Consider the following 24,926-nt stretch of genomic DNA (forward strand, 5'->3'; position numbering starts at 1 on the left):
GATTAAATGCGATGTTTAGTGAAGTGCAACGAGTCTTTCAAATTCCTGAACTGAGAAATAAAATTCTTTTTACCTTGCTCATGCTATTTGTATGCAGGATAGGGGGATTTATTCCTGTTCCAGGAATTAACGGTGAAATAGCTGTCAGTTTTTTTAGACATGCGACAGGAGGAGGCCAAAATCTCTTCCAAATGGTAGATATTTTTTCGGGCGGAGCTTTCTCTCAAATGACTGTTATTGCATTGGGGGTCGTTCCATACATTTCTGCTTCTATTATTTTGCAGCTGCTCGTTGCTCTTTGGCCATCTCTACAGCGTGAATTACGCGAAAATGGGGAAGCGGCAAAGCGAAAAATCAATAAAATGACTCGTATTTTGACGGTTGTACTGTCTGTTTTGCAATCAGGTTTGTTTGCAAGATATGCGCTGCAAATCAATATGTCAAAGCCAGGTATCGTCGCTGGTGAACTCTTGGATATTCAAGCCTTTGGCGTGCCATGGCTTTTTTATCTCATTACCATCGCAACGATGACGACTGGAACGGTCTTTTTAATGTGGATTGGTGAGCAGATTACAGATCGGGGAATTGGAAACGGAATGAGTTTGATTATTACGTTGGGAATTCTCTCTCAAATCCCTACGGCTTTGGGACTCATTTTCCAGCAACTTAATTTGAACTCGCAAGAACCTGGACAAATGAATTTAGCTAGTGTCCTGGTTTTAGTCGCTGTGTTTGTGCTTGTCACAATTGCAACAATTCTCATTATTCAAGGGCATAGGCGAATCCCCTTGCAGTATGCAAGGCGTGTTGTTGGAAGAAAAGAAGTGCAAGGCGGAACCTCGTATATTCCACTTAAAGTGAACTATGCAGGTGTTATTCCGGTTATCTTTGCATCTTCATTGTTATTATTCCCTGCAACGCTTGGTGCTTTCTTGGGTCATGGTAATTGGTTAGGAGAGGTCGCCAGCTGGGTTTCGCCAGGAAGTAGTGTGTATATGGCTTTGTTTGTATTGCTCATTATCTTCTTCACTTATTTCTGGACAGCAACTCAGTTCAGACCCGATCAGATCGCATCTGATATGAAGAAAAATGGGGCTTTTGTTCCAGGTGTTCGTCAAGGAAAACCGACTCAAGACTACCTGGAAAACACGATGAATAAAATTACGTTGCTCGGAGCTCTCTTTTTGGCAGGAATTGCTATTCTTCCAACATTAGTTGGTCGCTTTTTAGGAATTCCACAGACAATTAGTTATTTCTTTGGAGGGACAGCTTTATTAATTCTCGTGGGTGTTGTTTTAGACACAATGAAGCAAGTTGAGTCTCACCTTCTTATGAAGCGTTACGATGGTTTTATGAAGCGTGGACGGATCAGAGGAAGATAAATACGTTTTCTTTTGAACAAAAAGAATATGTGTGATAAATTATCAAGTTCAATTTCATGTAATTAGTAGGAGATTTGAATGCCTAGAATTATCGGTATCGATATACCGGATAATAAAAGATTAGAAATTAGTTTGACATATATCTATGGATTAGGTCGTCGTCTAGCTAATGAGATTATTGCAAAGCTGGGTTTAGACCCTAACATGCGTGCCCACAAATTGACAGAAGATGAGATTGCAAGTATCAACGCATTGCTCCAGTCTCAATATGTCGTTGAAGGGGACCTCAAACGTCAAGTTCAAAACAACATTAAACGATTAATTAGCATCCATTCCTATCGTGGACAAAGACATCGTGTTGGACTTCCAGTCCGTGGACAACGTACTCGTACTAATGCTAGAACGAGAAAAGGCCGTCGTAAGACAGTGGCTAATAAGAAAAAATAAGAGAGGAGTGAATCACTTTGTCTAAGCAGGTCGTAAACAAAAAAGCAGCAGCTGCAAAGCCTAAGAAAAAGTTGCACGCACACGTCCCATCAGGCGTCGCACATGTTAAAGCAACTTTTAACAATACGATTGTATCCATCACGGATCCGAATGGAAATGTTGTTTCATGGGCAAGCGCAGGAAAAGTTAATTTCTCCGGTTCACGTAAATCTTCTGCATTCGCTGCAACAGTTGCGGCACAAGACGCAGCAAAATTAGCGATGTCTGTTGGAATGCGCGAAGTAGAAGTTAAGTTAAAAGGGCCAGGTGCAGGACGCGAGTCAGCTGTGCGTGGTTTGCAAGGTGCAGGATTGTTGATTACTTCAATCCGTGATGTAACTCCTTGCCCACATAATGGATGCAGACCTCCTAAAAGACGTCGTGTATAACCATTTTTATCTGCAATGTGAATCATCAATGATTTAAGGCAGAATTAACGCTATAATCTTTCGATTCTTTGTGAATCAACTCTCGAAGAGCGAGAACAGTTTATTTTATTTTTTATGAGGAGTGACTTCATGGCAGTCAAGTATGGTAAGTTTGAAATCCCTCAGCAAATTTCTGTGGATGAGGAAACGCTAAGCCAGACGTTTGGTCGTTTTATTGCAGAACCCTTTGAAAAAGGATTCGGCCACACTGTGGGAAATTCTCTCCGCCGCATGATGCTTTCTTCACTTGAAGCGCCTGCTATTGTTTCTGTACGAATTGAAGGAATTTCTCATGAATACATGGCGATAGAGGGGATCGTTGAGGATATGACAAACATTATCCTTAACTTGAAAGGGGCGTTAATACGCAAGCTTCCATTAGATGATGCACCAAATTCGCGCGATGATCGCATTGTAACTTCTATTTTAGAAATTACACAAGACGATCTCGATAAAAATCATGGGAAATACCATGTAACATTAGGCGATGTCTTTACAGAGGGGAATTATGAAGTTGTGAATCCTCAACTTCACCTATTCACTGTAACACAGCCAATGAAAAGACAAGTTGATTTGCGTGTTGTAATTGGACGTGGATATGTTCCATCTGATCGTTTAGACGTTCATGGAAAAACGTCAGATGAAATTTTGATTGACGCAGCTTTTTCTCCAGTACGATTGGTTAACTATGCTGTAGAAAATACACGTGTCGGACAAGATACTGACTTTGATCGATTGCTTTTAGAAATCACAACCGATGGTCGAGTTACACCAGCAGAAGCTCTTGCATTTGCCGCTCAAATTGGTGTTAAACACATGTCTGTGTTTACACACATCAATCCACACTTGTTGTTGTTTGATGAAGGGCAATCACGTGATGATGCAGATCAAGATGCGATTATGGCAAAACTTGCATTACGTATCGATGAAATTGAATTGTCGGTGCGTTCTACAAATTGCTTAAGTGGAGCCAATATTGATACGATTGCCGAGCTTGTTTCCATACCAGAGCGTCGTATGCTTGAGTTCCGCAACTTTGGTAAGAAATCTTTGAATGAAATCAAAGCAAAATTAACTGAAATGGGACTTCACCTCGGAATGGATTTATCTAAATATGGAATTACTGCGGATAACGTCAAAGAGAAAATCGCCCAGTACCATAAAGAAGCTAAAGACAAATCAGATGTATTAAAAAGTGAAGAATAGTTAGGTATATTATGAGACATAAGAAAAATACATGTAAACTTGGCCGAACATCATCTCACCGCAGAGCAATGTTTGCCAATATGTTAAAATCTTTGATTGATGAAGAGCGTATTGTAACAACCGTTGCTAAAGCAAAAGCTTTGCGAAGTTATGCAGATCAAATGGTTACGCTAGCAAAGAGAAATACACTTGCAACTCGTCGTCAAGCAATTGCGGAATTGATGATTCGCTTTAATCCTTTGACAGATAAAGAAGAGAGAGCTGCTCGTAATGGTGATACAGCTGCTTACAATACAGACCGAAGAGTGATCCAAAAGTTATTTGGTGAGCTGGGTCCTCGTTTTACAGAGCGTCAAGGCGGATATACACGTCTTATTAAAAGCAAAAGACGTGTTGGTGACAATGCACAAACTTGTGTAATCGAATATCTTGCTGACTAGTATCTTCTCTTAATGACTTTATCATTTAAAACCTCACAGGTTAGCTTGTGAGGTTTTTTTATTTAGTGATTCGTTGGCATCATTTCTTTTATTTCAGCTGATACTTGGTTCAAATTGTGGACAAATCCCATGAATTGAGGAAGAGAAGTGCTGGTCTGTTGGGTCGCATCTCCCAATAAATGGAGGGCACTTTGTAATTGATTGGTGTAGTTGAGCTGATTTTTTAATTCTCTGGAGACTTTTTCAAAGGCTGATGCCTGTTGGTGAATATTCTCAATAATTTTAGTTAGCTGTGAATTTAGATTTGTGGCTTGTGTGACACTCCCTCTAATCTCTTCGGAAAATTTATCGATTCCCATCACTCCAGCTGAAACAGCCGAAACCATTTCATTGATCATTTTTTCAATATCGAACGTTGCATTAGCTGTTTGGTCAGCCAATCGTCTAATTTCTCTTGCAATCACAGAAAAACTACGCCCATGCTCCCCCGCTTTTTCGGCTTCGATCGCCGCATTGAGCGAGAGAAGATTTGTCTGATCCGCGACTTTGGAAATGGTGGTGATCACATTTGTAATGATGCCTGCTTTTTCGTTTAAAATTCCAAGCTTTGAAGCGATCCCTCCAGTTGTTTCAACAAGCTCGCGAATGGTTTGTTCCATTTGATTTAAATCAATATGGCTAGAATGGGCTAACGCAGCTGTCTGCTCACTTCGATTATTCATATCTTGGACCATTTTTCCAAATTCATTAGCATTTGAAGATAATTGATGGATCATTTCGGTGATTTGTTTAGAAGCCGTTTGTTGTTGCAAAAGCAAATCTTCTTGCTGCTTTGAGACGGCAGAAATTTGATTTGTGGTGGTGGTGATATGAATTCCGGCCGTGTGAAATTTTTCGGCTTGTGTACGCGCTTTTTCTGAAAGATTATTAAAAGCAATTCCTATTTGGGCAAACTCTTCAGGCATATCGAGAGAGATTTCCTTTGGGGATTCTCCTTGAATCCACTCATAGGTTTTTTCAAGAATTTCATGCATGGCATCTAGGCATTGCACCATGGTGATCCATCCGACCAATATTAAAAAGGCTGTAATCAAGATAATGGCAAGAATGGTGAGATTCTGTCGTTTAATAAAATGGTCGAAATGCATTTGAAGGAGACTTTCAATTTGTTCGGCGGCAGTATTCCATAGCTGAAAGCTTTTTTGTAGAGTTTTGTCTCCCAAATTAGCAAATTGTTCGGGATTAACAGCGATTCGATTGACGTTAATAATATTGTTTTCTGCAAATTGTAAAAGTTCTTCGGATCCAATTAAGTATTTTCTCAGAGATTCATAGAAATCATTAAGGGGAGATTGGTTTGTTTGATTAACTGCAATATTTTGTAGATACAAATGAGAGCTAAGGAGGTTGGATCGAAATGTTTCAATCGCATTTAAAAGATTTAGGCGATTTGTTCCCACTAATTTACCTGCATGAATTGCATTTTCACCATAGATTAAAATTTTGACGAGCTGCTCTTGGATCGTTGGAAGCTGGCTCATCACGCTTCGCATATAATAATGATTCTTAGGATCTATTTCCAAGCTTGTATTTTGAGAGAGATTTGCATAGGAAACAAGAGAATGAATTTCTTTGATAAGTTGCTCGTGGTACAGATCGCTATTCAAAAGAGGTTGTTGTTCAAGTGGTATTTTAAGAAGGTTTTTCCAGTCTTCTTCAATCCCAATGGAAAGCAACCAATTTTCGGATGGGTTGTAAGGACGTTGTTGAAGAACATGAAAAAGGTTTTTCGGTTTATGAGGAGATACCTTAATTCTTTCAAATTGTTGGCTAATTTGATCTTGAAGTGTTTTTAAGGAATCTTTTAAAAAAGATTCCCCATTGTAGATACGGTGAATCAATAATTGGTGCTTATATAAACCTTGCAAAAGGTTAGACATTTCTCGATTGTATTGGATATTTTCTATTTCAGTTTTTATGAATTGATTGCTAAAGTTTTTGACTTTAAAAATATAGTATAAAGAAAGACTCATGAGCAAAAGAGTAAGCGCGAAAATAATAAAGAACTTTGTTTTGATGCTTGTTTTTCTAAAGAGCTGAAATAGTGGGGGTGTCATTAAAATTCCTTTATGCTATTTTTCTAGATTTTCTAGTGGAATTTTTTTTTTAGCAATAAGCATTTTAGTTTAAAATTGACAAAATCATAACTCAACTGATAGCATGCACTTACGTTTTATTAAAAAAGAATTTATTCCATTCGAATGAGGATTGGCATGTGGTATAAAAATCTAAAAAAGATTTTGTGGATAGTGGTATTTTGTAGCTGTGCTTACGGAGCAGGACGATTATATTATTATTTCACGGATGGGTTTTCTCCCGGTAACATTGTCACGGAATTTTCTTATGATCCTCGTTGGAATATGCATGCTCTAGATGGTGAGGAGCAAGAAACTCTAGATCGCATTTTAAATCAATCCTTTCATTACTTAGGCAAAGGATGTCAGTCTTATGTATTTGAAAGCGAAGACAAGGAGTTTGTTATAAAATTTTTCAAATACCAAAGATATAGACCAAAACCTTGGCTGGAATGGTTTTCTTTTATCCCTTTCATCGATGAAATCAGACAGCAAAAAATTGAGAAAAAGCAAACAAAGTTGGAAAGAGTGTACGCGAGCTGGAAACTGAGCTTCGATCATTTGCAAAATGAGGGTGGATTAATTTATGCACACCTTAATGACAACCACGATCTAAAGCGATCCATGATTCTTTATGATAAAATAGGAACTAAACATTCCGTTAATTTGGACGGCATGCAGTTTCTCATTCAGAGAAAAGCGAACATGATTTGCACAGAGCTTGATTCTTTAATGGCTCAAGGTAAAATTGAAGAGAGTAAGCAGCTGTTAAGTGATTTAACGGAAATGATTCTATTTGAGCATGAAAGGGGATTTGTGGATGAAGACCATGCTCTAATGCAAAATACAGCTGTTCTGAATGGAAAGCCCATTCATGTGGATGTCGGGCTGTTTTCCCAAAGAGAAGATGTCAAAAATATTGTGACCTCCCATGACGAATTATTTAAAAAGACTTTTAAATTTCGGGTCTGGCTCCAAAAACAGCATCCCGAATTAGCGAGCTATTTGGATCAAAAACTTTATGCTGTGATTGGAGAACCCTTTTTAAGTATGGAATTTGTCGAAGTCATTCATGGTTGATTCTTAACGGCTAAAACAATTTTTCCTTCGGTATGCCCTGCTTTGACTTCCTCTTGAGCCTCTGCGGCTTTTTCTAGGGATAAAATGCTGATTTTGGGAGGGACAATTTTACCTTGATCAATCAATGTGGCAATCTTTTGAAGCTCCTGTCCGCTTGGGGTTCCAAAGGCGTAATCGGTGTGGATATGTTGAAAGACTGCAGGTTTTTCTACGATACTTATGAGGCGGCCATGTTTTTTGACTAGAGGATAGCATTCGTGTAAGGCATGTCCTCCGACTAGATCTAAAATGACATCCACTCCCTCGGGTTCCCATTCTTTTATCTTTTCTTGAACGTTATCTTTTTGATAATCAATGACTTTTTCTGCTCCTAACTTTTTAACGTAGGCATGATGTACTTGGCTAGCTGTTGTGTAAACAGTTGCTCCAGCGTGTTTGGCAAATTGGATGGCCATGCTTCCAACTCCACCGCTTCCTCCCACAATCAAGATGGTTTGGTTGGCCTTTAAGTTTCCTATGTCAAAAAGGCTTTGCCAGGCGGTTAAACCAACAAGAGGGATTGCAGCTGCTTCAGCGAATGAAAGACTGCTTGGCATTAGCGCGACATGTTTTTCTTCAATGCTAATATATTCTGCATAAGTTCCTTCGTGCACTTCTGACTTTCTGCAATAGGAAAAAATACGGTCTCCTTTTTTAAATTTTTTTGTTTTAGCTCCACATTCAACGACAATTCCAGATGCATCCCATCCTGGAATGTAGGGGAAGCGTGTTGGAAAGACTTTGGAGAGCAGGCCCTCTCGGATTTTCCAATCAACTGGGTTAACGGACGTGCATTGAATTTCCACCAAAATTTCATGTTCTTGTAACTGGGGTTTTGGAAATTCTCCAAATTTAAGTCTTTCTGCTCCTCCAAATCGCTCAACGATTATCGCTTTCATGCTATCCTCGAAATGTGTGAGATTAAATTTTAGGCTTCTTCAAAGTGACTTAACAACATCCAATGGTTTTTTTCGTGTGCACGTAGTCGTTGAATGAACATATCCGCAGTTCCTTCGTCTTGAAGAGTTTGAGATTCTTCAATTTTTTTGCGAATCGTTTTGATGAGTGAGGCATGATCATCAATGAGCATTTGCAACATTTCATCACCAGATAAGTCACCCTCTGCTTCAGATAAGGAGCCTAATTCAAGAAATTCTTTCATCGTGGCGGGGGATTTTCCATTGAGCATCCGGATTCTTTCGGCGATTTCATCCACAGCCTCGGCTAGTTCTTCATATTGATCTTCTAGCATCTTATGGAGGGAGTAAAAGCGTGGATCGACAACATTCCAATGAAAGTTTTGTGTTTTCAAATACAGGATATAGGTGTCAGCAAGTACTTGTGCAAGACTTTTACAAATGGGGCCCGAGTTGATTTGTTCTTTGACGCTTGATGTTTTCATGATATAACTCCAAGTTAGTTTAAAGTAGGTTGGGTAAGATTGTTGAATTTAATGTCACCGTAAAATTTTTGGTGAATTTGTGCAAATATTTATTTGGTATTTGTAGGGGTGTGAAATTTTAAATAGGTTAAAAGAAATCATTAAGTCTTTTATTTCTGATTAATTGAGTAGGCATGTGAATGATTATTTTATTTCACAAAAAATATCGAATAGTCTATAAAGCTTACTTAACTTGCGGCCATGGCGGAATTGGTAGACGCGCTAGATTCAGGTTCTAGTCGGGGCAACTCGGTGGATGTTCGAGTCATCTTGGCCGCACTTTTTATCAGCTCATGAGAGATATGTCGAATGCTGCGCTAATTGCAAATGGAGAAATTGTCGATCTAGCATGGACTTCTATGCAATTAAGGCGCTTTTCTTTTTTAGCAGCTGTGGATGGTGGGCTTAATCATTGTCTTAACATGCAGCTTGTACCCGATCTTCTCATTGGGGATCTCGATTCCGTTCTTCCAGAAGCTCTTCAGGCTTATGCTTCCGTACCTATTTGTAAATTCCCGGTCCTTAAAGATGACACTGATCTTGCTCTCGCCGTTCAAATTCTTTTGCAAAAAGGGTTTGAATCGATTACGGTCTTTGGAGGGACTGGGAACCGCTTAGATCACACCTTGAGCAATATCTATTTGATGTCTCGCTATCCTTTGCATGTTAAAATGCAGTCCAAGTTTGAAAGCGCCTTTTTTTTAAAAGAAAATGAACGGTTGCAAACTTTTTCAGGGCAAACGATTTCACTGATTCCTTTTAATGGTTCTGTTCAACAGGTTTCGACTAAAGGATTGTTGTGGGATCTCCATCAGCAAACACTCGATTTTTCTTTTTTAAGCCAGTCAAATAGTTGCATCGGTAGCTCTGTTGAAATTACATTTGTACAGGGAAGCTTACTTTGTTGTTTACAAAATCCGGGCTAAGTCAGCGCTGATTTAAGAGCCCTGTGCTATCTGGAATTTCTTTTTGATTTATCTCTTGAATTCTTATCTAAAATGCTTTAATTTTGTCTATTTGAAGTCATTCTTTTGAATTAATTGAATCCAAGTAAATTTGATTTCAAAAGGATGCAATTAATTCTAATACCTAACCTTTTTTCAGAATAAAGTAGATATTTGCATGTATACATATGATCGCAAGAAAATACGAAACTTTTCCATTATTGCCCATATTGATCATGGGAAATCCACTTTGGCGGATCGCCTTTTAGAGCTTACCCACACGGTTGAAGCACGCGATATGCAAGAGCAGTTGCTTGACGATATGGATTTAGAGCGTGAGCGCGGGATTACAATTAAGGCTCATCCAGTCACAATGCATTACCTAGCTAAAGATGGTGAAACCTATCAAATCAATCTGATTGATACTCCTGGACACGTTGATTTTTCTTATGAAGTTTCTCGTTCCTTAGCAGCCTGTGAAGGAGCCCTCTTGGTTGTAGATGCAGGTCAAGGTGTGCAGGCGCAAACTTTAGCGAATGTGCATCTTGCCATTGAACGCAATTTGGAAATTGTTCCGGTTATTAATAAGATTGACTTGCCGACAGCCAATGTGGAAGAAGTGAGAAAGCAGATTGAAGATGTGATTGGGATTGATGCTTCCGAAGCCATTTGCTGTTCTGCTAAATCGGGAATTGGTATTGACGGTATTTTAGAAGACATTTTGCAAAAAATTCCAGCCCCTCAAGAACCTCAAGATGATGTATTACGCGCACTTGTATTTGATTCACACTATGACAACTATCGCGGTGTGATGGTTTATGTGCGCATTATGAGCGGAGAGATCAAAAAAGGCTCACTCATTAAAATGATGGCGAATGATCGCACATTTGAGGTTTTAGAAGTGGGTGTATTTGCTCCTAATGAACGTCCTGTATCGGAGTTGCGTGCCGGTGAGGTGGGTTACATCGTGGCAAATATTAAGAAAACATCAGATGTGAAAGTCGGTGACACGATTACTCTGCAAAAATATCCTGCAGCAGAGGCTCTTCCAGGATTTAGACATATTTCACCAGTGGTTTTTGCCGGTATTTACCCGATTGATTCGACCGATTTTGAAGCCTTACGCGATGCTTTGACCAAGCTTCAGCTCAATGATACAGCTTTGCATATCGAGCAAGAAAGCAGCTTGGCTTTGGGATTTGGATTTCGTTGTGGATTTTTAGGGCTTTTGCACTTAGAAATTATCTTTGAAAGAATCCAACGAGAATTTGATCTCGATGTGATTTCCACAGCTCCTAGCGTGATCTATCGCTTTTTACTTTCTGATGGGCAAGTCTTGCAAATTGATAACCCTGCCCACTATCCCGATCCGACGTTTATTGATACGGTCGAAGAGCCATGGGTCAAGTGCCATATTATTATCCCTTCTGATTATTTAGGTGCGATAATGAGTCTCGGAATGGATAAACGGGGAAATTGTGTTAAAACCGAAACGTTAGATTCTAAACGCTTGCTCTTGACCTACCGCTTTCCCTTAAACGAAATTATTACAGATTTCAATGACAAGTTGAAGTCGATTACCAGAGGCTATGGTTCGTTTGATTATGAATTTGATAGCTACGAGCCAAGCGATATTATTAAGTTAGAGATCCGTGTAAACGAAGAACCTGTTGATGCATTTTCTTGTTTGGTTCACCGCACTAAAGCTGAAAGCAAAGGGCGTGCCATTTGCGAAAAGCTTGTAGAAGTTATTCCTCAACAACTTTTTAAAGTGCCTATTCAAGCCGCGATTGGAGGAAAAGTTGTCGCACGGGAAACAATTAAGGCTATGTCGAAAAACGTGACAGCTAAGTGTTACGGAGGGGATATTTCCCGTAAGCGAAAACTTTGGGAAAAACAAAAGAAAGGAAAAAAACGGATGAAAGAGATTGGGAAAGTGAATATTCCCCAAAGTGCTTTCATGGAAGTTTTAAAAGCAGGTGGATAAAGATGATAAAAATGGATATGGCTAAATCTCGATGACTTTGTCGGATTAATGGGAACGAGATTAGCGATTTCCTAGACTGATTAACATGAACAAAATCTATGCTTCAAATCTGCTTTCAGGTATGTTTGCAAAAATTATGTATTCTAATGATAAAACCATATGTTTAGTGAATTTATGTTAAGCTCAAATGCCATGTTCTCTCCATTGACTTCAGACACCATTTATCAAGCGGACGATTTAGTTTCCTACGATCGTTCTATTACCCCTCGACATGTTGCGATTATTCCAGATGGAAATAGACGATGGGCAAAAAAACAACAAGCATCAGCCAAAGTTGGGCACCGAGAAGGTGCAGATAACTTAATTGAAATTGTTAAAGCTTGTAAGGAGTTGGGCGTTCAAGTTGTCACGTTTTATGCTTTTTCGACAGAAAATTGGGCTAGGCCACAAGAAGAAGTGCAAGCCTTGATGTGGTTATTAGATGTCTATCTTGTCGAACAAAGGGAAACCATGTTACAAGAAGGAATCTGTTTTGATACGATTGGAGATTTGTCAAAAATTCCTGCAAATGTCGCTGAAACGATTGCGGAAACGAAGCGATTCACGAAACAATGCGATCAAATTCGGATGGTTCTTGCGGTGAATTATGGGGGACGAGATGATATCTGTCGAGCTGTTAATCAAATAGTAGATGACTGCATGCAACAGAGGGGAACGCCAGAAAAGATTACGGAAGAGGCAATTGCAAAGTGTTTGGATACGGCAGATATCGGAGACCCAGATTTACTTATTCGGACAAGTGGCGAATGGCGGATTAGTAATTTTTTGTTATGGCAAATTTCTTACGCAGAGGTTTATGTGACGGATGTTTTATGGCCAGATTTTACCCCTGCCCATTTGTTAGAAGCATTGTATGATTTCCAAAAAAGGAAGCGGAGGCTAGGGGGATGATGACGCAACATTTAAAATATCGATTGATCTATAGCGCATTAGCCGCAACCATTCTTATTTTTTTAATTTCCTTTTCTCAATACTCATTCTTTCGACCTCTTTTTTCATTAGCTGTGTCTGCTATTGTCGGTGCGGCAGTTTGGGAATATTATCAGATGGCAAAAGCTAAGGGGTTTCAGCCATTAGCGACTGTTGGAATCGTGTTTTCCGTCCTGTATGTTTATGCTGTGTTTCTAAGCACCCAAATGCAAGATGCGCAAGTCGTGCCAGAGATAACTCTTGGTATCGCTCTCTTAACATTTTTTATTTACAGTTTTTATGGAGGGGCCTCTCCATTTGTCAATCTAGCGATTACCCTTTTTGGAATTGCTTACTTGGCCATTCCGCTAAGCTATACCCTCTCCATTAATTATTTTCCTTTTAATGGGGCAGAAGATGGTCGTTGGTGGTTATTTTATTTACTGCTTGTGGCGAAATCGACTGATACGGGTGCCTTTTTTACCGGAAGATTAATGGGTAAACGTCGTATGGTTCCCTACATTAGCCCAAAAAAAACGTGGGAAGGTGCATGGGGTGGCGTTTTAACGTCAGTTGCTGTTAGTGTCATTTTTTATCTGGGTATTCATCTTTTTTCTAAGCCTCCCATTCATTTATCCTTTTGGGAAAGCATTTGGTTAGCGGGTTTGATTTCTGTTGTTGCTCAAATTGGGGATTTAGCCGAGTCTTTGTTGAAACGGGATGCAGGGATTAAAGATAGCAACCAACTTCCAGGATTAGGGGGAGTGCTTGATATTGTTGATTCACTTATTTTCACGCTTCCTCTTCTGTATATTTTTCTTAAAATTCATTGAGAGATCACTATGATAATTACAATCGATGGTCCCATCGCGACAGGGAAAAGTACAATAGCCAAAACATTAGCTGAAGAGATCGGGTATATTTATTTTGATACGGGTGCAATGTATCGGTGCTTGACATACGCATATTTGAAAGAAAAGATTGATTTGGATCAGCCTGAAGAGGTAACTGCTTTTTTAGATCGTTTCCAGTTTGATGTCAAAATTCGGCATCGGGAACGTTTTTACTATGTGGGCGAGGAAGATGTGACAGATCAGATTCGAGGAAGTGAAGTGACAGAAGCTGTTTCGATAGTTTCAGCTGTTCCAGAAGTTCGAGAAAGACTCGTGAACATCCAGCGAGAATTAGCGATTGGTGTCAATGCTGTTTTTGAGGGTCGTGATATGGGAACTGTGGTTTTCCCTGATGCCAAGATTAAGATTTTTTTGGTGGGAGATCCGGAAATCAGAGCACGACGTCGCTATGAAGAGGTGCGAAAAAAATATCCGAAAGATACGGAAGGTTTAACACTTCAGAAAGTTCTAGAGGACATTAACGAGCGCGATCGAAAAGATACCACGCGCGCAATTTCTCCATTAAAGCAGCCGGAAGGAGCGTGTGTTATTGACACATCTAATTTAACGGTTGATGAAATTGTGTTTAAAATACTGGAATTTAAAGATTCATTGCGGACTCATATCCCTCCCACGGAATAACGTTTTTTGAGGAGTTAGGTTTAGTTTAGCTTGACTCCTCAAATTTGAGCCAGCCCCCATTTTGTCAAAAGTTTTTGATATTCCCCGTTTTCTTTTATCTTTTTGAGACCTTCATTAAAGTGTGTGAGCAGATACGTTTGTGCAACGCCATGCTTTGAGATTAGCCTGAGCCCTTCATTTGTCAAGGGAGGAGGAATAATCTTGAGTTGACCCGCATAATACCCATGGGTATGATTATAAGCAGTCAGCAGATCTGTGATCACACCGTCGATTTTGTCTTGTAAAAGCTGATCGAAAGCGACTGTGATTTGATCATAAGGTGCAATCATCGAAGGATACTGAGCAATATTGAAAACTAAAGAACTGCTTCTTTGAACGCCGACAATTTTTCCTTCCATATCCACCAGAGATTTTGCCGGGGAATCTTGATTCACAACGAGGACAGGTCCTACTAAGAAAAAGGGATCGGAAAATTCATACTTTTGTCGATTCAATTGGTTTGGCATCAAAGAAGACAAAACCGCATCGTAATCCCCTCTTTCCAAGTTTTCGAACAAGGTATGTGAACGGACATCAGAAATTTCAAAATGAAAGCCACTAGTTTTTGCGATAGCGAGCAGGAGTTCATTTGTAAAAGCGACCATGTTTTTTTCTTTTCCTTGCAATTGCAATGGATACCAGGATGTATCCCTCCCAATTCGGAAAACTTTATATTCGAGAGAGCGAGGATTCGGGCTTCCGCTGAAAAAAAAGAACCAGGCCAATCCAACTAAAACCGCGACAAATGCTAAAAATTTCCCCAGGGTTGGTTTAATTTCGGGAAGAGGGGAATTAAAGAACTTTAATCGTTTCATAATTTGAAAAACTTATCTTTAGTTGTTCGTGTAGAGTACTAATATAAAATTTTTCAAATAAAAAAACAAAGAAATTTTATCTTAAAAATCATTCTTGTCCCTCTTTAAAACAATTATTCTGCTTGTTTACAAATCTAAAAAAAAACAAAATAGACCTCTTTTTGGCAAATGTTCTGCCAAGATTTATCCGAACTTGAACAGCTAAAACTGGAAAAGGGGCTTAACCTCTTATTGCGGTAGCATACGATTAGATAAAGGTGGATGATGGATACTAAAAGCAAAGGATATCTTCTCGTTAATTTTGGCGGCCCAAGATCTGAAGATGAAATTCGGCCTTTTTTAGAGAGTTTGCTAACAGATCAAGATGTTATTCGGACGCGGCTGCCCGAATTTTTACACCGCCTGTTTTTTAAAAGGGTGGCGAAAAAGCGCGCGATTAAAATTTCTAAAGAATATGCTTTAATGGGTGGTAAATCGCCTATTTATGAAGATACGGAGCTTTTGGCTGAGTGTTTAAGAGAAAAATTACAAGCACCGCTTTTAACATTTCATCGTTACTTGCCGTCGACACATGCGGGATTTATTGAAGCGCTTGAGGAAATGGAGTGTGAAGAAATTCGTGTGTTGCCTCTATTTCCACAGTTTACCTATGCGACAACCGGAAGTGTTGCGCGTTGGTTCGAGCGTTACCTTCCTAGTATGACAACACTAAAAATGCGTTGGATTAAATCTTATGCGGCTTACCCCACATTTATCCAAGCACATCAAGAGCACATTCGCGACTTTTTAATTAAAAATCAGCTGCAAGAACAAGAAGTAATTCTACTTTTTTCAGCTCATGGGATTCCTCTGCAATTTGTTGAAACGGGAGATTTATATACCGATGAATGTCGAGCTTCCGTCCGTGCTGTTATGCAAGCTTTTCCTGGTGCGTTAGGAAGATTAGCGTATCAATCCAAGTTTGGACCGGGGGAGTGGGTCAAACCTTATACAATCGATGTATGTGAGGGGATTAAAGAGTGGAACATGGGGAGAAAACATGTGGTTTTTATCCCAATTAGTTTCACATCTGATCATATCGAAACGTTGGTGGAAATTGAAAATGAGTATATGAGCAAGGTCCGTGCTGCTGGTTTATATGCTTATCGAGTTCCTTGCTTAACGCTTAATCCACTTTGGATTCAGGCAATTATAGAATTATTCGAAGAAGGTAATTTTTGTTTGAACCAAATGTTAGTGCGAAGAAGATAACGAGATGCAAAGGTTTCAATTTTATTCGCTTAAATAAAATTTGAATTAACAAGTTTTTAAAAATTAATTGTTTACAAAAAAATGGAATTTATAGATTCCTTTTTAAAAAACTTCAGGCGTTGATAATCAATGAGTTACAAAAATTTAAAGCGCTCGAAATGATAATTTACTTGCAGGCTAAGAGATCTCATGGTAGATTCCCTCACGTAACAACCCCTGGCAATGATGTGGAAACGTTGTTCATAACTCAAAGAAGGACTAAATAACTATGTCAGCAAACGATACCCAGAACGCGTGGGATCAATTTTTAAAATACGTAAAAGGGCACTGCTCAGCTGCCGCTTTTGGAAATTGGTTAGCCCCGATTAAAGTTCTAGAATCGACAGCCGAAGAGATTACTCTTGAAGTTCCGAATGTTTTTGTTAAAGAGTACCTTCTTTCCAATTACAAAAAAGAATTAAAGCTTTTCTTTCCAGTTACGACAACAGGGGAGCCGCAAATTGAATTTGTGGTTGTAGCGCCAGAAAAAAAGTCTGCTGCTATTCCGACTCCTACCGTCGATCATCATCCTGTTCAGCAAAATGCACAATCTCATGAAGTTAAGCTGAATGAAAATTATCGCTTTGAGACTTTTATTGAAGGCCCGACGAATATGTTCGTCAAATCTGCAGCCATTGGCGTTGCGACTCGGCCGGGACAATCTTACAATTTGCTCTTTATTCATGGTGGCGTAGGCTTAGGAAAGACGCATATTTTGCATAGCATTGGGCACTATGTTAAAGATCATCACAAAAAATTACGTGTGCAATGCATCACAACTGAAGCGTTTATCAATGATTTAGTTGATAGTTTGCGCAATAAATCTGTCGATAAAATGAAACGTTTTTATCGTTCAGATGTCGATGTCTTGTTAGTGGATGATATTCAATTTCTGCAAAACCGTCTCAACTTTGAAGAAGAATTTTGCCATACTTTTGAAACATTGATTAACCAGAAAAAGCAAATCGTGATCACAAGCGATAAGCCTCCGTCGCAGCTTAAGCTTTCTGAGCGTTTGATTGCGCGCATGGAATGGGGATTAGTTGCGCATGTTGGAATGCCTGATCTTGAAACACGCGTTGCCATTTTGCAACACAAAGCACAGCAAAAAGGTCTCGAGATTCCTAATAATGTGGCCTTTTTTATCGCTGAACACATCTATAATAACGTTCGACAGTTGGAAGGTGCCGTTAATCGACTTTGTGCACATTGTAAATTACTCGATTTAAATATTACAGAAGAGCTAGTCGAAAAAACTTTGCGCGAAATGATGCAGCAAGCACCCAATAAAAAGATCTCGGTTGAACAAATTCTTAAAAGTGTAGCAACTGTTTTCCAAGTCCGTGTTAATGATCTTAAAGGATCGACTCGTACAAAAGACATTGCGCTTCCTCGGCAAGTCGCCATGTATCTCGCTTATAAAATGATTAACGAATCGCTCCAAATGTTGGGGGCTTCTTTTGGTAAGACACACTCAACCATTTTGCATGCTTGCAAAACGATTGAGAAAAAAGTGGCAACCAATGAAATTCTTAGAAGACAAATTGGAATGGTTGAGCGCAACATCGCTGCTTAGCGGTGCATTTTAGGATCAAGCGCATCACGAAGGGCGTCCCCAACCAAAGCAATAGCGATCAGTAAAGTGGTTAATAGAATTGCAGGGGGCCATAATAAATAGCTTTCCCCCGGGAAAGCTGTTCGCCCTTCATCCATTAAAACTCCCCACGAGCAAGATCCTTCTTCCCCCAATCCTAGAAAAGACAAGCCTGCTTCACTCGTAATGGCTCCCATAATCGCAAAAGGGAGCAATGTTAAGAGCGGGGGAATTGCATTTGGCAAAATATGGGAAAACATGATGTAGCCGTTGGAAAATCCCAAGGATTGACAGGCTTCCACATAGGAAAGATTGCGCTGTTTAAGAAATTCGCCTCGAATATATCGGCTAAAAGTGGTCCATCCAAATAATCCGATAATTGCAATGACGAGAAAGATCGACTTATTTTGAAGGATAGCCACAATCATCAGCAGCATAAAAAATGTTGGCATCGATTCCCAAATTTCTAAAAGACGACATACCACAATATCCACTTTCCCACCGTAATAACCCGCAAAAGCTCCGATCGGAATTCCTATCAGGAGTGCGGCTCCTACAGACAAAATCCCTACCACAAGAGAGATGCGTGTTCCAAAAATAAGTGCCGAGACAAGATCTTTACGATTCACTCGCGTTAATTCCCACCATTCAATATAACGATTTAAATTTTGATCTCCACCCGCATCTTCTTCCCAATGAAAATGGCGAATGAGCGGCATGATTTGAAAAGAAAGTTTCTGACTCTGAGCTTCTAGCCATTTTTGACGATCTCGAATATATGTGATTTTATCCAACGCCAGCTGATGGCTATCGGAATCCAGTGAGGAATTTTCCAAAATTTTTTGCTGTTGCTCAAGAATAAATAAGTCATTTTCTTGGTCAAGGTTCCAAAGCGACGTGATTTTTGGGAGTGATTTAAAGACCTCTCCAGCCTGAGCTTCAACCATTTTGACAAGCCTAGCATGCTGTTTAGCGCGTTGTTGATAGCGTAAAATCAGATTGAGGCGTGCATAAGGATTCATTTGCTTGACTTCGGCCTTCCAATCATAAGAAGAACTTTGTTTATTTTGCGGGCTTGCACCAGGATCTTGAGAGGTTTGAAACGCCACGCCTAAAAACAAGGCCATTTGAATGAAAAAGATCGCCATTAGCACACATCTGAGTTTTTTTGGATGATTACGTAACATCCATAATCCAAGGAGTGCAAAGGGCGTTGTAAACATCAGGAGATTGAAAAAAATATCGAGCCTTTTGGTGTAAAACCCCGGATAAAAAAGGTATCTAAAAAGGGGGAAGAACCAAGTGTTCTCAAAAATCACAAAAAGAGGCTTACTTGAGGCTAGGAGGGGTGCATAAATTCCCACGAATAAAAACAGGCAAACAATCACTAAGCCAATCATTCCCATGGGGTGCTTTTTAAATTGTTTCCATATCATCGACCAATAAGGGTCATAGTGAGAATTAATATCCATAAAAGTTAGTCCAAAGTAACGCGTGGATCAAGTAAGGTATAGGCAATATCTGCGGCAAGGTATCCAATCAGAGTCAGCAAAGAGCCTGCTAGAGTCGAAAACATAATCACATTATAGTCCCGATTGATCACACCATCGTAGAAAAATTTACCATAGCCATTGATGTCGAATAACGTTTCCACAATCAAAGAGCCTCCTAAAATCGCACCTAGCGAACCAGCTAATGCCGTGACAATGGTAATTGATGCATTTCTTCCAACATCTCTAACTAAAATAGTGGAAGTCGGAGAGCCTTTAGCTTTGGCCGTACGCACGTAGTCTTGTCGTAAAACTTCTAGAACCGCCGTGCGGGAAAGACGAGAAGACGCAGCGAGAGTTCCATAAATGATCGCCATTAAAGGGAGGGCAATGTGAGAGAAAACATCGACAATGCGTTGAAAAGAATTTTTTTGATTGTAAATATAATCTGGACTTGTGAAGCCACTAATAGGAATCGGTGTTGAGGTGAAAGGGAAATAGTGGTTAAGTCCTACTTTTTCAATCAAAAAGGGAGCCACCACAAAGATGGGAATGGCATAAAGAATTAAAAACACAAAATTGATGCTTAAGTCTTGCCATTGATTTTGTTTGTAAGCCATTAAAAATCCAAAAATCTGACAAAGACAAAAAGTCACAATCATGGGAAGAATTGCCAAGGTTAGGGAATACTTAAAACGTCTGGTGACTTCGTCAATCACACTTTTGGTTTGATCGTTTCGTAAAGTTCCAAAATCTAATGTCAACACACGACTAAAATAACGGTAAAAGCGTGTGTCAAAAAAGAATATGGCCCATTTTTGTGCTTGGGTAGGTTCAAATTGATAATTGACAGATTCCGCATCATACCATTTTTTTAAAGCTGCAATTTTATCCTGCACGCGTTCAGAGGGGTCCAAAGATGTGATCACTAACGATCGTAGAAAGAAATTATCGCTCCCGATTTTTCGGTTAAAAATTTTTTGCTGTTCAGTTAAATGGGATCCTACAAAGCCTTGTTGCGTTCCTCCTCTAATGAAAAAGCGAGAAGCCATTTCAAGAATATTGCGAGGGGTTTGAGGATTTAGAAGAATGGTCAATAATTTAGGCATGATGAAGCGGGACTGATCTCCAAATTTGATGCGCAGGTCATCATAGTCTTTCACGGCCATTTCGGGAGCCTCTGGCGCTTCCTTACGATGGACAAGCATCCACAGATCTTTTTGCACCTTTTCTAAAGAAATATTGGACCAATTGTTGAAAAGGATGGGAAGCGTAAGGCCGTAGAACTCACGAAATTGCAAATACCGATCATCTGCCCCAAAGGCAATGGCTCGGTCATCTTTGCGGATGGCCATTCCTTGTGGAGAAAGCTCTGTCTGGGTATAAGGGTCTCCAGGTGCTAAGTTGATAATCACAAAATTGACTAGGATAATACAAAATAGGGTCAGAGGCAGTAAAAGTAAACGTCTTAGAATGTATGTTAACATATTATGCTTGGATTTTTTTTAACCAATAAATGTTGGAATCGGGTACTGCCACATTAGCACCTGGGATCAAATCTTGACGGTCAATTGGTAAAAAAACATTCTGGAGTTCTTCTCTGTACAACAGCTTAATCATCGGCGCATAAAGAAAAACATAGGGAGCTTCCTCATGTATAATTTGACTAAAGCGGTGGTAAAGGGCCAGTCGTTTTTCAGGATTATACTCATAGTCTAAATCATCTATAATCTGGTCCACTTCTGCATTGCTAAAGCCAATTCCATTTGAAGATCCTTTCTCTTTTGCTCCACTTGAGTGCCAAATTTGGCGCATATCCTCTGGGGGAGTCCCTTGACCCCATCCCAAATGGATGGCTTCAAATGCTTTACTTTCAAAATCATTGGAAAGATCTGCCATATCAACACCATTAAGAACTCCAATAATCCCCACATCTTTTAAAGCCGTCACGATGTACTCGCAAATGCTTTTTGATGAAGAATTTTTGACAAAGTAGGTAAGCTTAAAGTGAAAAGGCACGTAGACTCCATCAATTTTTTTGTCGATCACTCCATCTCCGTCGTGATCTTCCCATCCTGCTTCAGCCAATAAGCGGCGAGCTTTATCTGGATCAAACGGCCAAGGTTGAATAGAGTGATCATAGGAGGGCGAATTCGGTGTAAAAGGACCATTAATCTCGACGCCTAATCCGTTTAAGTTTTGCTGGATAATCCGATTCCGATCAATCGCCATCGTGAGAGCTTGCCTGACCGTTTTGTCACGAAAAAAGGGGGTTTTTTGATTCCAGCCAATGTAAAAAAACATATTGCCAATATAATTAAGCTGATGAATTGTCTTCCCGGCTTTCGCTTGCTCCTGATAAAGAGGGGAGCTTAAAAAATCTTGTAGCTCAAGCAATTTACCCTGCGGTAAAAAGGATGCCTGGATGTCACCTGTCTTAAAGGTTTGCCACTCTGCGTCCGGTGTATTTTTAAACTCAACTTCTCTACGTTCCATTAAGGCTCGATCGGGACTATAAAAATTGTTATTGCGAGTGAATTGAATCATCCGCTCAGTCATTCCGTCAAACTTCCATGCTCCACAGCTTGGAATGATGTTTTGAGCCCAATGCATCCCAAAATTTTGGGCCCAAACAGAATTGGTTTGATATGTGTCAGGATCGGTATCGTCTGGAATAATTTTTTGCCCATCGGGAAAGTATTTATACACAAAGCTGGCGAGAGGATTCAAACTTCCTGTTAAGAGTTTAGCTCGATAAAGGGGGCGTTTAACCACCTCTCCTTTTTCATTTTTGAATTCGTGTGTTTTCCATCTAATTACCAGTGTAAAGTCGTCCAAAACCTCAAACTTTTGAACGTCTTGAAATTGGTTTCTACTGGTGACAGCTGAAGGCTGCTGATTATAAGGATTCATGAAGGCATCGAAAAAGAATTTAAAATCATGCGCAGTTACTTGATGTTTATGTAAAAAATGGGGAGCTAAAGTGAATCGATCACTAAAGAAACGTTGTTCTAAAGGCTCCCAAAAGACATCATCACGCAAGTGAATCCAATATTCAAATCCTCCATCCTCTGGATCAATCCGTTCCTCCATTTTGATTGCCATACCTGTGGCAAAGGTTTCATATCTTCCAAACTTGAGGTTTGCTAAAGAAATGGAGCAAAGGGATTGCCATTGGCTAATTTCAGCCCAAGGAGAAAAGGGATGTAAATTGTCAGGTTTACCGATGCTTGTTTGCCGAAATATTCCTTGTGGGGAGAAATGCTTTGGAAGCATTTTAGGAAGAATTGTGGTATAAAAAGGATCTTCAGTTAGTAAATTGGGAAGTTTAGGATCCATATGAGGGCGCACAATCGGTTTTTGTAAAGACAATGAGCTTGAAGACGGGGAATATTCTCCCGATTGACGTGGTAAATTTGAAATTGTATCTCTAATTCTTTCGCTTTCATTTTTTAAGTTATAAAGTTCGCTGCGAATTTGTCCGATATCGGTTTGAACAATTTTCAGATTATTTTCAATCAATACAGAAGACCAGTATAACATACACATGAAGGCAAACATGCCAAGGCCCAGGATGTAGCGAAAAATGTATAAACCAATTGGCTCTCTATTCACAGTCGGGTTCCCCCTATCGTTTTCATGGATTTGATACACGTATACCCTAAATCTTCGGAATCGGCAAGCCTCAAAATATAGTTATAAAAAAAGGTTATATATTTACTGGAATTAGTTTATTACTTAACGAAAAAACGCATTTATGATACAATTTTTTTTATATTATATTTTATAGGGAGAATTTATGCCTAATATAGTTAAATTAATTAGCGGAAGCTCTGCGGAAGAGTTACATACGCAACTAACACATATGGCTCAAGAGGTTCAAAATAACAAAACTGTTTCGACAAAATTGCAAGCAAGCAAGTGGGATGGAAGGTTTTGGCGCGTACTGACAAATTTTTTAGCAAAGATGCACATTAAACTAGAAAGAACGAATGCTACACATGTCGCAGGAGAGCTTAAAAATTTTATCTCGAAAAATGAAGCTACGCTTTTTAATGAAGCATACTATGTGGATAATCTTAAAAATCTGAACCTTATTTTTGAAAGAGTCTTTTCAGTTGATCCTAGTTCAAAAGAAAATCCAAAGAATCTGAAATACACGAATTTATTTCTGGAGTGTTTAGCTTTGGCCACTAAAATAGGGCCTCCTACACGAAAATCAGAAGATACTGACACATCAGTCAAGACGGGAGATGAAACGATTGATGAGAGTTCTGAATCTGAAGGCGGCATAGATTGGTCAGCAACTGATGACTCCTCAGATACTTCAGAAGTAGAAGACGAAGAGATAGAGGTGGAATTAAGTGAACATGATCGAGGATTTGCAGAACCTCTTTTTTTAATGAAATATGAGGGTGCTCTTGAACAACTCAACAAAAATGGTTATGTGACTGAGAATGTAAAAGAGTTTCTTTTGGTCCTTTATGATGGGGAAAAACATATTTCTGAATGCGCGGAAGAGCTTCGAGGGATTAATGGACTTACAGCTCAATTAGCCGAAACAGTTGAAAAGTTAGCCTTGAATATCACAAAAAATGAGCGCTATCGAACTGATGAGGAAATTGAAAGCAGTCATAAAACTCGTTTGAGGCATATTATGACGATTCTTTCAGTTTTACCGTTTGATGAGCACGTGGAAAAAATCATTGGTAAAGTCAAACAACATCCTTCGGTCCTGCTGCATGGGATTAAAGCTTCATTAGAAGTTGAGAATAAGTCTTTTTTTGAAAATCTGAAAAATGAATTAAGAGGAGAGAGTTATAAAGGCTACTGGGAAATAATTCTTGAAATGCAACCGAAAGTATCTGAAGATTGGAATATTGAACAAGGTGATCTTGAGTGGAGTACATCCATTGCCGGAAACGTACAAGGAAGTTTAATTAAACAAAGACAAACAGCTTTACATCTTTTTGCAAAACAAGAATTCTCAGATTATACTCAGCAATTAGCAGAAAAACTTCTTCAACAAAAGCCTGATTTATTAAATTTTGTGGAGGGCATTAGGACACATACGCCATTGCTTGAAGCGGTTAATGCAGATAATGAAAAAATGGTTGAATGGCTCCTTTTGAAAAATCCAGATTTGCGCTGCAGAAATGATCAAGGGAAAAATGCTTTAAAAATAGCCATTGATAATGGAAATACTAAACTGGTGGGAATGCTAATAAAAGCGGATCCATCCAGAGAAACTTGGATAGATGCGGGTTTGATCAAATCTCTTGAAAGTAACGAGATGGCAGAAGACGTTATCAGAAGATTTAACTAAATGTATGGAGAAGCCGATAAATTTTAAAAGTTTATCGGCTTCTATCTCAAATATTAGCGGGACCTTTGGGTCTCGCTATTTCTTTTGCTTAATCACTTTGTCAAGTTTATCGTAAATTTCTTTTAAGATAGGATCCTCATTTTTAGAGGATTTATTTTTTATGAATTCTTTGATTTCCAAAAGATTTTGGAAAAATTTTCCGAGATTTTTAGATGCTTGATATTCTTTTCTCATAAGGACTTCTTTGTTTAAAATTAAGACAACGAAGTTTAAGAAAATATGTAATTTATATATGCCAAA

The 24,926-nt window shown here is 39.2% G+C and carries 22 protein-coding genes and 1 tRNA gene; 15 read left to right on the plus strand and 8 right to left on the minus strand.

Annotated features, from left to right (window positions below; translation table 11 throughout):
• The first annotated feature begins 11 nt into the window (after positions 1–11).
• The 5 genes from secY to rplQ all read left to right on the plus strand — a co-directional run bounded on the left by secY (position 12) and on the right by rplQ (position 3,942).
• Positions 12–1,382 (plus strand): preprotein translocase subunit SecY, encoded by a 1,371-nt coding sequence (gene secY, locus AOM43_RS06725; RefSeq protein WP_006342205.1) that lies wholly within the window; start codon positions 12–14, stop codon positions 1,380–1,382.
• Positions 1,383–1,460: 78 nt separating this feature from the next.
• Positions 1,461–1,829 (plus strand): 30S ribosomal protein S13, encoded by a 369-nt coding sequence (rpsM, locus tag AOM43_RS06730; RefSeq protein WP_013925471.1) that lies wholly within the window; start codon positions 1,461–1,463, stop codon positions 1,827–1,829.
• A 71-nt stretch (positions 1,830–1,900) separates the two neighbouring features.
• Entirely contained in the window at positions 1,901–2,257 is a 357-nt protein-coding gene (rpsK, locus tag AOM43_RS06735; protein WP_013925470.1) for a 30S ribosomal protein S11, read from the plus strand.
• A gap of 129 nt (positions 2,258–2,386) precedes the next feature.
• A complete protein-coding gene (locus tag AOM43_RS06740) occupies positions 2,387–3,502 on the plus strand; it encodes a DNA-directed RNA polymerase subunit alpha (RefSeq protein ID WP_006342202.1) in 1,116 nt (371 codons plus the stop codon).
• An 11-nt stretch (positions 3,503–3,513) separates the two neighbouring features.
• Positions 3,514–3,942, plus strand: a complete 429-nt coding sequence (rplQ, locus tag AOM43_RS06745; protein WP_036746478.1) for a 50S ribosomal protein L17 — start codon at positions 3,514–3,516, stop codon at positions 3,940–3,942.
• A 62-nt stretch (positions 3,943–4,004) separates the two neighbouring features.
• On the opposite strand, the gene AOM43_RS06750 is transcribed toward rplQ, so the two are convergent.
• Entirely contained in the window at positions 4,005–6,059 is a 2,055-nt protein-coding gene (locus AOM43_RS06750) for a methyl-accepting chemotaxis protein (RefSeq protein WP_059359565.1), read from the minus strand.
• 156 nt (positions 6,060–6,215) lie between these two features.
• On the opposite strand from AOM43_RS06750, the gene AOM43_RS06755 reads away from it, so the two are divergent.
• On the plus strand, positions 6,216–7,157 hold the full coding sequence (locus AOM43_RS06755) for a hypothetical protein (RefSeq protein WP_059359567.1): 942 nt from the start codon (positions 6,216–6,218) through the stop codon (positions 7,155–7,157).
• Here AOM43_RS06755 and AOM43_RS06760 read toward each other — a convergent pair.
• The gene (locus AOM43_RS06760) at positions 7,148–8,095 is read right to left on the minus strand and encodes an NADP-dependent oxidoreductase (RefSeq protein ID WP_059359570.1); all 948 of its coding nucleotides are present in this window, start codon (positions 8,093–8,095) and stop codon (positions 7,148–7,150) included. The genes AOM43_RS06755 and AOM43_RS06760 overlap by 10 nt on opposite strands.
• Positions 8,096–8,124: 29 nt before the next feature.
• Positions 8,125–8,598, minus strand: coding sequence for a Dps family protein (locus AOM43_RS06765; RefSeq protein ID WP_006342197.1), 474 nt, complete (start codon positions 8,596–8,598; stop codon positions 8,125–8,127).
• A 234-nt stretch (positions 8,599–8,832) separates the two neighbouring features.
• On the opposite strand from AOM43_RS06765, the gene AOM43_RS06770 reads away from it, so the two are divergent.
• The 6 genes from AOM43_RS06770 to cmk all read left to right on the plus strand — a co-directional run bounded on the left by AOM43_RS06770 (position 8,833) and on the right by cmk (position 14,072).
• Positions 8,833–8,916, plus strand: a tRNA-Leu gene (locus AOM43_RS06770).
• A gap of 23 nt (positions 8,917–8,939) precedes the next feature.
• Positions 8,940–9,563 carry a thiamine diphosphokinase gene (locus AOM43_RS06775; protein WP_226987435.1) on the plus strand — a complete coding sequence of 208 codons (624 nt, stop codon included), beginning with the start codon at positions 8,940–8,942 and terminating at the stop codon, positions 9,561–9,563.
• Between the two features lie 196 nt (positions 9,564–9,759).
• Entirely contained in the window at positions 9,760–11,568 is a 1,809-nt protein-coding gene (gene lepA / locus AOM43_RS06780; RefSeq protein ID WP_006342195.1) for a translation elongation factor 4, read from the plus strand.
• A 174-nt stretch (positions 11,569–11,742) separates the two neighbouring features.
• Positions 11,743–12,519 carry a polyprenyl diphosphate synthase gene (gene uppS / locus AOM43_RS06785; RefSeq protein WP_226987436.1) on the plus strand — a complete coding sequence of 259 codons (777 nt, stop codon included), beginning with the start codon at positions 11,743–11,745 and terminating at the stop codon, positions 12,517–12,519.
• Positions 12,516–13,370, plus strand: coding sequence for a phosphatidate cytidylyltransferase (locus AOM43_RS06790; protein WP_079978245.1), 855 nt, complete (start codon positions 12,516–12,518; stop codon positions 13,368–13,370). Before uppS ends, AOM43_RS06790 begins: the two co-directional genes overlap by 4 nt.
• A gap of 9 nt (positions 13,371–13,379) precedes the next feature.
• On the plus strand, positions 13,380–14,072 hold the full coding sequence (cmk, locus tag AOM43_RS06795) for a (d)CMP kinase (protein WP_006342191.1): 693 nt from the start codon (positions 13,380–13,382) through the stop codon (positions 14,070–14,072).
• 38 nt (positions 14,073–14,110) lie between these two features.
• Here cmk and AOM43_RS06800 read toward each other — a convergent pair whose 3' ends face one another.
• Entirely contained in the window at positions 14,111–14,926 is an 816-nt protein-coding gene (locus AOM43_RS06800) for a substrate-binding periplasmic protein (protein ID WP_006342190.1), read from the minus strand.
• Between the two features lie 264 nt (positions 14,927–15,190).
• On the opposite strand from AOM43_RS06800, the gene hemH reads away from it, so the two are divergent.
• Both hemH and dnaA read left to right on the plus strand, forming a co-directional pair.
• Entirely contained in the window at positions 15,191–16,177 is a 987-nt protein-coding gene (gene hemH / locus AOM43_RS06805; RefSeq protein ID WP_013925462.1) for a ferrochelatase, read from the plus strand.
• A 268-nt stretch (positions 16,178–16,445) separates the two neighbouring features.
• Positions 16,446–17,792, plus strand: a complete 1,347-nt coding sequence (gene dnaA, locus AOM43_RS06810) for a chromosomal replication initiator protein DnaA (RefSeq protein ID WP_006342188.1) — start codon at positions 16,446–16,448, stop codon at positions 17,790–17,792.
• Here the strand turns inward: dnaA and AOM43_RS06815 are convergent.
• The 3 genes from AOM43_RS06815 to AOM43_RS06825 form a co-directional block, all read right to left on the minus strand.
• The gene (locus AOM43_RS06815) at positions 17,789–19,216 is read right to left on the minus strand and encodes an ABC transporter permease (protein WP_439709379.1); all 1,428 of its coding nucleotides are present in this window, start codon (positions 19,214–19,216) and stop codon (positions 17,789–17,791) included. The two genes, dnaA and AOM43_RS06815, sit on opposite strands and share 4 nt — an antisense overlap.
• Positions 19,217–19,287: 71 nt before the next feature.
• Positions 19,288–20,787: an ABC transporter permease gene (locus tag AOM43_RS06820; protein ID WP_013925460.1), complete on the minus strand. Its 1,500-nt coding sequence runs from the start codon at positions 20,785–20,787 to the stop codon at positions 19,288–19,290.
• Between the two features lies 1 nt (position 20,788).
• A complete protein-coding gene (locus AOM43_RS06825) occupies positions 20,789–22,915 on the minus strand; it encodes an ABC transporter substrate-binding protein (RefSeq protein ID WP_079978246.1) in 2,127 nt (708 codons plus the stop codon).
• A 184-nt stretch (positions 22,916–23,099) separates the two neighbouring features.
• Here AOM43_RS06825 and AOM43_RS06830 point away from each other — a divergent pair, with 184 nt between their 5' ends.
• Positions 23,100–24,626 carry an ankyrin repeat domain-containing protein gene (locus tag AOM43_RS06830; protein WP_059359580.1) on the plus strand — a complete coding sequence of 509 codons (1,527 nt, stop codon included), beginning with the start codon at positions 23,100–23,102 and terminating at the stop codon, positions 24,624–24,626.
• 75 nt (positions 24,627–24,701) lie between these two features.
• On the opposite strand, the gene AOM43_RS13405 is transcribed toward AOM43_RS06830, so the two are convergent.
• Positions 24,702–24,860 (minus strand): hypothetical protein, encoded by a 159-nt coding sequence (locus AOM43_RS13405; protein ID WP_161792759.1) that lies wholly within the window; start codon positions 24,858–24,860, stop codon positions 24,702–24,704.
• Between the last annotated feature and the right edge of the window lie 66 nt (positions 24,861–24,926).

Source organism: Parachlamydia acanthamoebae, from assembly GCF_000875975.1.
GTDB lineage: Bacteria > Chlamydiota > Chlamydiia > Chlamydiales > Parachlamydiaceae > Parachlamydia > Parachlamydia acanthamoebae.